A 2,428-nucleotide genomic window follows, 5' to 3' on the forward strand; every position below is an offset into this window, starting at 1 on the left:
TCTTTCAGCGATTTCGCATCATTTTACTTGTCAGTTTGAATGATGTTAAAAACGCACTCAGAAGCTCGCAAAACCGTTCTAAACTTTCAGCGTAGATTTGGGTGTTTTATAGGGTGATAGTGTCTTAAAATCGTTTTGAGGGGCTTTAATGGGGATGAACGGGCGGTTTTCGCTAACCAACTCGCCCGTTTAACATAAAAGGGATTATAGGAATGCTTTTTAGCGCTAGACTATTGTTTTTAATTTCAGGCAAGTGAAAGTAATGAAAAAAGAATTTTTGGGACTAATGTCCTTATTAGTGATTTCAGCGTGTTCATCATCATATGAACGTTATAGTAGTGTTGACCAAAATTTATGTGATGAATTTCTCCGCATAGCGAAAAATGAATATTTGAGTTCAAAAGAATGTTTTAGAAAAAATATAGATAAGTATATCAACACTGGCTCTAATTCAGAGGTTGTATCTGTTGTTAGATATGAATGTAGGGATGATATTCGTAAGTTGTCATACGCTTATCTAGATAGAGCTTATTGTTCAGTGGCTGAAGACACTTACTCAAGCTACAGGTCTGTAAAAAATGATCTTATGGATTCTAGCGGTAGCATGCTACAAGCTATATCGTCATCTGTAGATGAGCGTCTGTTACAGTATGTTATGTATTATCGAGCGAACCATGAACTTCCAAATTAAAGCAAAAAAACCCTAATGCCCCAATGTGGTACTAATCAAAACGGAGCGAAGCGACATCGTCATCTTGTCTTTGCTTTTCTCCATGATCGGTTATTGGGTCATGGCTTCTTAGCTCTTTAATTTAGCTAAGTCTGGTTAGGTTGGGCTTCTTTCGACGGTGCAATCCAAGAAGTCCCTAGTCCGTTGATTGATGCTCTTATCAGGTACGCACTGTAATCTTTCGATACCGCAGCGTGATTCGGAGGCAGAGCCGGAATTTCGTTTTCCGGTACGTTTTACTACCACAATTTGCCTGTTTATCCTTTCGGAGACCGGGCTAAGTCCGAGTCAATCAAGTGGTGCATTTGAGTTAGTGTCTTTGAATGGTTTTAAGGAAGTAGTGACAAGCTAGCTTCCCATTGCTAAGATTGGATTGTCGAGGTCTAATCGAAGCAACGAATGCACGCGAATTAGATTAGCAGAGCCGAAGTGATGTCACAATCATTTCGGCTCTGCACCTTCTAGAGTTCAGAAAAAAATCCTTTATGTTTTCAAATCGCAACGCTCGCCGCAAGGCGTGAACTTGTTTCACGTCGAGGAAGCGGAATTTCCTGAAAGCCTTATACTATCTCCGTTCACACATCATCGGAGGGGATCACTATGTCTCAATTATTTCGTTTGGCATCACCAGCAGATTACGAATACATCGAAGAATTAAAATTATGGGAATTGTCATTTGATAAGCGACCGCTTCAAGGGGTTCGTTGTGAAGATCCGGTGATCGGGGCAGAAAAATACAATCGAGGGCGTGAAAAATTTAAGGCGTTAGCGTCACGGCATAAAAAACACTGGAAACCGAACGGATTGACCTTTTCGGAGTTGATCCGCTGGGCAATAGAGTGCGGAACTCCCGAACAATGTCAGCTTGTTTTAGCGTTATACCATTGCACAAACGATGATGATTATCAGACGATGGGAATTCAGTTAAGCCGAAGTATTGATAATGCAAATGTCAGTCCGATCATCTTTTTCACAGGTAAAAATCAACGGTTATTAGGTGATGTTTCGATGCTAAAACAGCTCGAGGAAAAGGCAGGTTAATGTCATGTTTGTTTATTATCCTGTGTATTATTCCGTATCTTATTCTATCTAATTTCTCTCTAATACACAGAATAATACAGAGAATAAGATACAGAATAAGAGATAGACACAAGATGACGTTGTGTCATTTCTTACCCATTAATCTACCCGTTATTCTACCCATTACTTTACCCGTTATTTCACCCAATTTAGGTATAACGGGCAGAATAATGGGTAAAATAACGGGTGGAATCATAGTCTTACTAACTTACACCCCATGATACTTTCAGTATCAATGCCACTCATTTTCTGGACGAAAATGAATGACATAAGGCTCCGCCCTCTGGCTATTTTCTTCGGCTGGACGCCTGCGAAAAAAGCCATTCACCCAAGCCCGTCAAACTCACTGCGTTCGTCTGACCACCCCCTTTTTTCGCCCCTGTATTTGGTCGCTCAAAAATGTGGTGGTCAGACGCTTCGCTTGACGGGGGGCTTTGCCCCCAAAACGAAACACGTTCACTGGGGTTCACTTGCCATCGCTGGGGCGTGTCATTTCGTTTCGGCTCCCCCTGTTTTTCCCTTTCTTCGCTGGACGCTCATCAGGATAAAAACAAAAAGCCTACCGCCCTCGTTTTACTCGGTTGGTCAAATCGCTTCTTGCCACAAAACAAGTTTGTG

General features: G+C 41.5%; 2 protein-coding genes. Both read left to right on the forward strand.

The window, feature by feature from the left end; genetic code table 11:
* Positions 1-262: 262 nt before the first annotated feature.
* Positions 263-691: a hypothetical protein gene (locus tag QS795_RS17470; protein ID WP_250255063.1), complete on the forward strand. Its 429-nt coding sequence runs from the start codon at positions 263-265 to the stop codon at positions 689-691.
* Between the two features lie 639 nt (positions 692-1,330).
* Positions 1,331-1,771 (forward strand): hypothetical protein, encoded by a 441-nt coding sequence (locus tag QS795_RS17475; protein WP_286272876.1) that lies wholly within the window; start codon positions 1,331-1,333, stop codon positions 1,769-1,771.
* Positions 1,772-2,428 lie beyond the last annotated feature (657 nt).

Origin of the sequence: Providencia zhijiangensis (assembly GCF_030315915.2) — a bacterium.
Taxonomy (GTDB): domain Bacteria; phylum Pseudomonadota; class Gammaproteobacteria; order Enterobacterales; family Enterobacteriaceae; genus Providencia; species Providencia zhijiangensis.

Bases quoted from the DNA above. Each gene is read 5' to 3' on its own strand.
- QS795_RS17470 (WP_250255063.1), top strand. From the start codon at position 263: ATGAAAAAAGAATTTTTGGGACTAATGTCCTTATTAGTGATTTCAGCG.
- QS795_RS17475 (WP_286272876.1), top strand. From the start codon at position 1,331: ATGTCTCAATTATTTCGTTTGGCATCACCAGCAGATTACGAATACATC.